This is a genomic window from Cytophaga sp. (assembly GCF_051961495.1).
GTDB lineage: Bacteria > Bacteroidota > Bacteroidia > Cytophagales > Cytophagaceae > Cytophaga.
In genome coordinates, this window is sequence record NZ_JBQCDF010000043.1 from 1 (window position 1) to 7,201 (window position 7,201).

Consider the following 7,201-nt stretch of genomic DNA (forward strand, 5'->3'; position numbering starts at 1 on the left):
AAAGCGATCGTTCTGGAGGGCCTGAAAAAGAAATATTTTGCCGATGCAGAACAAAAAGTGGATGAAATTCTTCAGATCGACCAGACCAGACGTGAGACTCAGCATACCTTAGATCTTCTTCAGTCTGAAGCAAATCAAAAAGCAAAATTAATAGGTGAATTAATGAAATCGGGTAAAAAAGATGAAGCCGAAAAAGAGAAACTTGCATCTTCCGATTTACGAAATAAAATCAAGGATCTGCAGGATTTACTTACGGTTAAAGAAGAAGAGCTGAACACACATCTTGTGAAGCTGCCCAACCTGCCGCACAGCAGTGTACCTGTTGGCCGTACTGCCGAAGATAACGTAACGGTCTTTTCTGCCGGCACCATTCCAACGTTGCACGCAGACGCGCAGCCACACTGGGAGCTTATAAAAAAATACGACATCATTGATTTTGAAACCGGTGTTAAAATCACGGGTGCAGGATTTCCGGTATATAAAAATAAAGGTGCCCGTTTACAACGCGCGCTAATCAACTTCTTCCTGGATGAAGCTACCAGTGCGGGTTATATAGAAGTGCAGCCGCCAATCATGGTGAATGAAGCTTCCGGTTATGGTACCGGACAGCTGCCGGATAAAGACGGTCAAATGTATTTTGCCAATGAAGATAAGCTTTATCTGATCCCGACAGCAGAAGTACCGATCACGAATATGTACCGCGACATGATCATCAAAGATGAAGATCTTCCGATCCGTAATACAGGCTACACGCCATGTTTCAGAAGAGAAGCGGGTTCATGGGGTGCGGACGTGCGCGGTTTGAACCGCCTGCATCAATTCGATAAAGTAGAGCTTGTGCAGATTGCAAAACCTGAGGATTCTTATGCGATCCTGGAAGAAATGAAAAAGCATGTGCAAGGCCTGCTGGAAAAGCTGGAACTTCCATACCGCATCCTGCATTTGTGCGGCGGCGACATGAGCTTCACTTCTGCATTAACGTTCGACTTTGAGGTATATTCTGCTGCACAGAAACGCTGGCTGGAAGTAAGTTCTGTGAGTAACTTTGAAAACTACCAGGCAAACCGTTTAAAACTTCGTTATAAAACCGATGGTAAAACACAGTTGCTGCACACATTAAACGGCTCTGCGCTGGCACTGCCGCGGATCGTTGCATCTATTCTGGAAAATAATCAAACTGCTGAAGGCATCCGGATTCCAAAAATACTCCAGTCGTATACCGGATTTGATCTGATCAACTGATATTCTTCACAGCAGAAGGAGCCGGGCGCTGCTTCTGCTGTATTATTTTTTATATAACGACATCCAGGATTGTCTGGAAATATACAGCATTTGAACTGAAGCGTTTTGCCAGTTCTTCAATTGCCTTATATTCATACTCTTCAAGAAATTTTTCTACGTGAGAATCTTTTTCGAAAAACAATTGCAGGCTATAGGTACTGCCGCTGTTTTCCGTCTCGTATCTTAATTTCATTAAGTGGTGCTTACGAACATAGCCTGAATCCAGCGCCAGTGTGAAATACACATCTCTGGCCCAGAGCAGCCAGGCCTCCTCAATGACAGGGTCAAGATTGAATGTTGTGTTGAATAAAATCATACCTGCGAATTAATACTTTAAGCCCAGAATAAAAAATTATTGACAATGCATTTTATTCGAAACTTTTAAAATTGTAAATTAAAAAGCAAACCAAAAATTCGATTATTCGTACAGAATCAGATTCAGGTTTGTGCACGCACATAAAATAATACCCATTATGTATAGTAATAGTAGCAATTCGATCAATTACACAAAAGTTTTTCTGGTGCTTTCAACCCTGTTCTTTATGTGGGGACTAATCACAGTATTGAACATAGCGTTGATTGATGAGTTAAGGGATGTATTTAAACTCAGTTATGAAGAGTCGCTGAGCGTTAACCTGGCCCTTTACAGTACGTATTTTGTTGTTGCTTTACCGGCAGGAGCTATTATTAATAAGGTTGGTTTCCGCAAAGGAATCATCATCGGTTCCGGCCTGGCGAGTTTGGGTTGCTTTTTATTCTATCCGGCTGCCGGCTCTCATTCCTTTTATAAACTTATTCTTGCTTTGTTTGTACTTGGTTCAGGCTTTACATTTCTTCAGGTTGCTTCAAATCCATATGTGGCTCTATTAGGGATGCGCGGTAAAGGTGCCGCTAAATTGTCTTTCGTACAGGCATTCAATTCCATGGGGGCGTTTCTTGCTCCGATCCTGGCCGGTGGTCTTTTCCTTTCCATTGCAGGCATCAGGCCCGATAGCTTTTCTACCATGTCTCCGGATGAATTGATGCATCATAAAATATTATTTGTTCAGGTGCCTTATATCCTGTTTGGTTCCATCTGGTTTCTGTTAATGCTGATTGTACTTCTTTCAGAATTACCGAAGATCAGTCTGCAGGATCAGCAACCGCTAATTCGTAATAATGAAGCAGAACCGCGCAAATTTATTGTACAGTACCCGCAGGTAATCAATGGTGCATTAACTTTATTCTTATATGTTGGAGCTGAAGTATCTCTGGCATACTATATCTCCATGAAAAGTGATGAGCTGATCTCTTATTACTGGGGCTTGGCCTTGCTGGGAAGATTCATTGGTGCGGGCTTATTGTTTGTTGCTACCAGCCCGCGTAAGCTGATGAAATTTTCAGGCAGTCTGGCGATCTTCCTGCTTGTGTTATACCTGATCGTTAACAATGATGATCATTATCTTACAGCTGAAGGAACCTATGATCCGGCACTGTATATACTGGTATTTGTAGGTTTGTGTAATTCAATTGTATGGCCAACGGTATTTACCATGGGTATAGACGGCATGGGCAAATATTCCATGAAAGCCAGCTCTGTATTAGTGATGAGTGTTTTCGGAGGTGCGGTTGTTCCGTTTATCTTTATCAATCTGCTGACGGAGTATTCAATCATCTCAGCCTTCCCGATCCTGATTATTGCTTATGCGTTTTTAATCTGGTTCGGTTCCAAAGGTTCTGTTTATGAGAAGAAAAATAATTTTTATTGATATTATGTATCGTTCAGAATAAATTGATTTGTACGTACCCTGATAAATTCAATACGATTTTAATATTAAATAAAGCAGTATTCTTACAGCACGACCCCAGCGGAGTCGAATTATGTATAGCAAAAAAAGAACCCGATTTATACGCACAATACCTTCGGTATTGTGCGTACTTTATTTAAACCTGCAATTACTATAAAAATGTCCCCTTCGCTGCGGCGAAGGGATCATTTTTATAAGTATGCCTGCCTGGAAACGATCATACTGTTCCTTAAAAATCATAGTATCAGGGTAAATCGAAAACATTTTGTTCTGAACGATACTTTCAATTCATATAATGATCATGCCATAACTGGAAGATGATCAATGCCCAGATTCTTTTACCATGGTAATAATTTCCTTCACGGAAAGAAGCTACCAGCTTGTTGATCTCTTTTGAAGAAAAAATACCTTGTTCAATAATCCGCTTTGGTGCCAGGTATTGGTCTATCAAATACTTGTGTGATTCCTTCAGCCACTCTTCCGAAGGTGCAGCAAATCCCCACTTTGTCCTGTAAATAATGTCTTTGTCGTTAGGCAGGTATTTTTCCAGCGCTTTTTTTAAGATGTATTTCTGTGTGCCGTTTTTAATTTTAAGTTCTACCGGCAGGTTCACAGCATATTCAACCAGATTGTAATCCAGAAACGGACAACGCACTTCAAGTCCATGGCGCATGGAGGCTATATCCATTTTATACATGAGATCATCTGCCAGGTAATATTGAATGTCGAAGAAAGAAACTTCCTGCATATCATTCATGTTGGCCTTTTCCAGCGACTCCCAATAGGATATGGTTGTCTGGTGCTTGTATGAATAATTCAACAGCTTGCCTACTTCCTGCTGTGTAAACATCTGCTGATCCTGCGACCACAGGTTTATGTATGGGTGCTGATCCTTCCAGCCATCAAACAAGCGGGCTTTTATAGCCGGTTTGCCGCCCATGACTGCCAGCATTTTTTCTGCCAGGTTCAGCGCAGGTTTGCCGCCCATGCGCTTGAGTGTAGACATACGCTCGTACCATTTATACGTATTGTAACCCATGAAAAGCTCGTCACCGCCATCGCCGGACAGGGCCACTGCAGCGTGTTGCCGGGCAATGCCTGAAACAAGCATGCTCGGCATAACAGAAGCAACTGCAAATGGTTCGTCGTAAAACTCTACGGCATTTTTCAATTCAGAAAAAATATCTTCAGAGTTGAATCTGCGTTCGTGATGGTTGGTCTTTAAGATGGTTGCCACACGTTTGGCAAATATACTTTCGTCGTATTTTTTTTCTTCGAAACCGATGGTATAACTGTCAACCGGCTGGCTGCTGTTCTTCTGGAATTTTGCCGTAATCAAGGAGGAGTCAACACCGCCGCTTAAAAACGTACCTACCGGTACATCACTGATCATGCGGGTTTTGACTGCATTTGAAAGTATCTCCTGGAATTGCGGAATAGCAACTTCTTCTTTTACAGACAACGGATTATACTTATCGCGGATGTCGTAATAGGTTTTAATTTTTATGCAAAGATCCTTGCCTATTTCCAGGTAACACCCGTTGGTCAGTTTTTTAATATTCTGAAAGATCGTGTTGGGCTTGGGGATATATTCAAGAAACAGGTAGTCTGCCAGCGCTTCAGTATTGATCAACCGTGGGATCGGCAGCTGGATGATCGATTTGATTTCCGAAGCAAACGCGAAACCATCAGGACCATCGTAATAGCAAACCGGTTTGATACCAAAGCGGTCACGCACCAGTGTCAGCTTTTCTTCCAGTGTATCCCAGATCGCAATGGCGAACATGCCATTGAATTCCTGAAAAGCCTTCGCGCCTTTTTGGGCAAACAATTCTATAATAACTTCTGTATCGCTTGTAGTTACTGTTGTGATATTGTATTTGGCAGCAATTTCCCGGTAGTTAAATACTTCGCCATTGAAAACCATTACATACCTTTTGTCTTTGGAATAAAAAGGCTGATTGGCTGCTTCAGACAGGTCGAGAATACTCAGCCGGCGGTGGCCAAGAAAAATATTTTGCTTACGGTTGTTATAAAAGCCTTCGGCGTCGGGCCCGCGGTGCTGCAACCGGCGGGTCATTTTAACCAAGTCTTCCGGTCCCCATGCCGACGACATAAATCCTGCAATTCCACACATATCCTACAAGGTAAAATTTATTTGATAAAAATCGGTTACTATATAAAAATACTTGCCTGCATGTTTAACCGGTTTTAAAATAAACGGTCTTCCAAATCAAACGGGAGTACGTATGTCATGCGTTCAATGCCTATAATGTACGGTATAACGGTAAACTCTCCGTTAAAATACCAATAGATCTGTTTTGAAATTCTGGATTCGGAATTATGATACGTTTCATCTGTAAAATGCACCAGAAACTGCATCCCGACTTCAAGGGAAATGTCGTCTTCAAGGGTTTTGCAAATGAATGTATCTTTATCAGGCAATGCTACCAGCGCGCCGTGTGTACCTTGCAGCGCCGGATATTCTTCCAGATAAAGCACGGTTGATGTTTTAAACGGGTCATCTCCGGAAACCGTGAGCATGCCTGCCTGCGGATGACCTTCATACGGTATGATCACACGGTGATGTGTTTCCTGTAAATTTTTTAATGCACGCTCAAATAATTCGCTTTCGGTCTTGCCCCAGTCTATAGCGTTTGCACGTACTACGTGTTCAATGGAAGCAGGATAATCCAGCACAAGAATCGTTATCGTGTCATCCAGATCTTCCCGCACATAAAATTCATCTACAGGAAACGATTCTATATTTGTTTTGCTTATGATTCGTAATGACAGATACCGGGCAAATGCTTCAAACCCCTCTTCTTCTTCTACTGCCGATTGAAAAACAAATTCTGCAGCTGTTGCTTCCGGTTGGTTGTTGTTATCTTCCCGTTTGTCTGTATGCTGGTTTCCGGAAAGAGATTCTTCTTTCCTGGAATAAATAAACCCAAGGTATTTTTTTAAAAAGCCCTTCATTCGTATTTATAGCGCAATCAATTATACTGCAAGATACAACACAAAGCAGAAAAAAACGGGATTCTGAAAAAATCTCTTGGTAAAAAATAGTCCTGGTATATCAGATAAACGGTTGATTTTTATCCTGTTCTTTATCCGTAAATATCTAAAATCTTTTACAGAACGGATTCAGAATGGCGCTTTATTCAACTACCTTTGTGAAAATTTTAACAGATCATGAAAAACGAAGTTTTAGAGCATTGGGATTTAAATTATTTAGTATCATTCTTATATATTTTTCTGGCAGAATCTGATTTTGTAATCAGCAAGGAAGAAGCGCAGACATTGAACGAAAGCTTGCGAAAGACTTTGGTAAATGTATTTTTCCTGACGGAAGAACAGAAAGATGCTGTACTGGCAGAAGTGAATACGTATACCCATAAACTCTCTGAGCAGGAAAAAATGGATCTGATCGAAGCGCTTACAAACAAAATCGATATACCGTTTAATATTTATGAGCTCATTGTGCAGGAGCTGAACAAGATCGCTAAAAGTGACAAGTATGTTTCTGTTGAAGAGCACTCACTGATGTATTACATACGCCTGAAGCTGAATAAGGATTATGATGAAAATTAATCAATGATTCGTTTAATTAAAAGAGGTCATCTCGTCTATCACGGAATGACCTCTTTTTTTGAAATGCAATCTACTTAAAACGCATAAGCGAACTTAAAGCCCATCACCCCTGTAGGTAGTGTCTGCTTTGAATATTCAGCAGAATATGTAGTAGTACTATATGGATAGGTATTTGTAGGTGTATAATTTGCTTCAAACTGAGATACTGTGCTTGTACGCAAGCCAAGTCCGATGTAATAATCCAGCATGAAATTTTTTCCCAGGTGAAACACATAGCCGTAGTTAAAAGTAAAACTGTTTATGCGTGCATATTCCTGAACCGGCGTGCCGATGGGTGTTCCTTCATATGCAGAAACTTCACTGTTATATAGCCGGTGTCTGTAATAAAGCGCCAGGTATGAACCTTCAAAGCAATCATCTTCCAGATAAATTTTAGGTGAAATGCTATAAGTGTTTCCCAACTGGTACGTTCTTGTTACTTCATCACTCGTATAATTTGCCGAGGTTTGGAAGTCTGTAAACCTGCGTAAAAAATTTTC

6 protein-coding genes and 1 pseudogene are annotated in these 7,201 nt (G+C 41.1%); 3 read left to right on the forward strand and 4 right to left on the reverse strand.

Features of this window, described 5'->3' with window-relative positions:
• Positions 1-1,242, forward strand: a 1,242-nt coding sequence (gene serS / locus ACTHJT_RS02210) for a serine--tRNA ligase (RefSeq protein WP_440236073.1), incomplete at its 5' end; no start/stop codon positions are given.
• Between the two features lie 49 nt (positions 1,243-1,291).
• Here the strand turns inward: serS and ACTHJT_RS02215 are convergent.
• Entirely contained in the window at positions 1,292-1,597 is a 306-nt protein-coding gene (locus ACTHJT_RS02215) for a DUF4286 family protein (RefSeq protein WP_440236075.1), read from the reverse strand.
• Between the two features lie 157 nt (positions 1,598-1,754).
• Here ACTHJT_RS02215 and ACTHJT_RS02220 point away from each other — a divergent pair, with 157 nt between their 5' ends.
• On the forward strand, positions 1,755-3,029 hold the full coding sequence (locus tag ACTHJT_RS02220; protein ID WP_440236077.1) for an MFS transporter: 1,275 nt from the start codon (positions 1,755-1,757) through the stop codon (positions 3,027-3,029).
• Positions 3,030-3,351: 322 nt separating this feature from the next.
• Here the strand turns inward: ACTHJT_RS02220 and asnB are convergent, their stop codons facing one another.
• Together asnB and ACTHJT_RS02230 are read right to left on the reverse strand one after the other, a co-directional pair.
• The gene (asnB, locus tag ACTHJT_RS02225; RefSeq protein WP_440236079.1) at positions 3,352-5,205 is read right to left on the reverse strand and encodes an asparagine synthase (glutamine-hydrolyzing); all 1,854 of its coding nucleotides are present in this window, start codon (positions 5,203-5,205) and stop codon (positions 3,352-3,354) included.
• Between the two features lie 74 nt (positions 5,206-5,279).
• Complete coding sequence (locus tag ACTHJT_RS02230; protein WP_440236081.1) at positions 5,280-6,047, reverse strand: hypothetical protein; 768 nt, start codon at positions 6,045-6,047, stop codon at positions 5,280-5,282.
• A gap of 216 nt (positions 6,048-6,263) precedes the next feature.
• Here ACTHJT_RS02230 and ACTHJT_RS02235 point away from each other — a divergent pair, with 216 nt between their 5' ends.
• On the forward strand, positions 6,264-6,662 hold the full coding sequence (locus ACTHJT_RS02235) for a hypothetical protein (RefSeq protein ID WP_440236083.1): 399 nt from the start codon (positions 6,264-6,266) through the stop codon (positions 6,660-6,662).
• 74 nt (positions 6,663-6,736) lie between these two features.
• On the opposite strand, the pseudogene ACTHJT_RS02240 reads toward ACTHJT_RS02235, so the two are convergent.
• Positions 6,737-7,201: pseudogene (locus tag ACTHJT_RS02240) on the reverse strand (hypothetical protein); the annotation flags it as partial.

Bases quoted from the DNA above. Each gene is read 5' to 3' on its own strand.
- ACTHJT_RS02215 (WP_440236075.1), bottom strand. From the start codon at position 1,597: ATGATTTTATTCAACACAACATTCAATCTTGACCCTGTCATTGAGGAG.
- ACTHJT_RS02220 (WP_440236077.1), top strand. From the start codon at position 1,755: ATGTATAGTAATAGTAGCAATTCGATCAATTACACAAAAGTTTTTCTG.
- asnB (WP_440236079.1), bottom strand. From the start codon at position 5,205: ATGTGTGGAATTGCAGGATTTATGTCGTCGGCATGGGGACCGGAAGAC.
- ACTHJT_RS02230 (WP_440236081.1), bottom strand. From the start codon at position 6,047: ATGAAGGGCTTTTTAAAAAAATACCTTGGGTTTATTTATTCCAGGAAA.
- ACTHJT_RS02235 (WP_440236083.1), top strand. From the start codon at position 6,264: ATGAAAAACGAAGTTTTAGAGCATTGGGATTTAAATTATTTAGTATCA.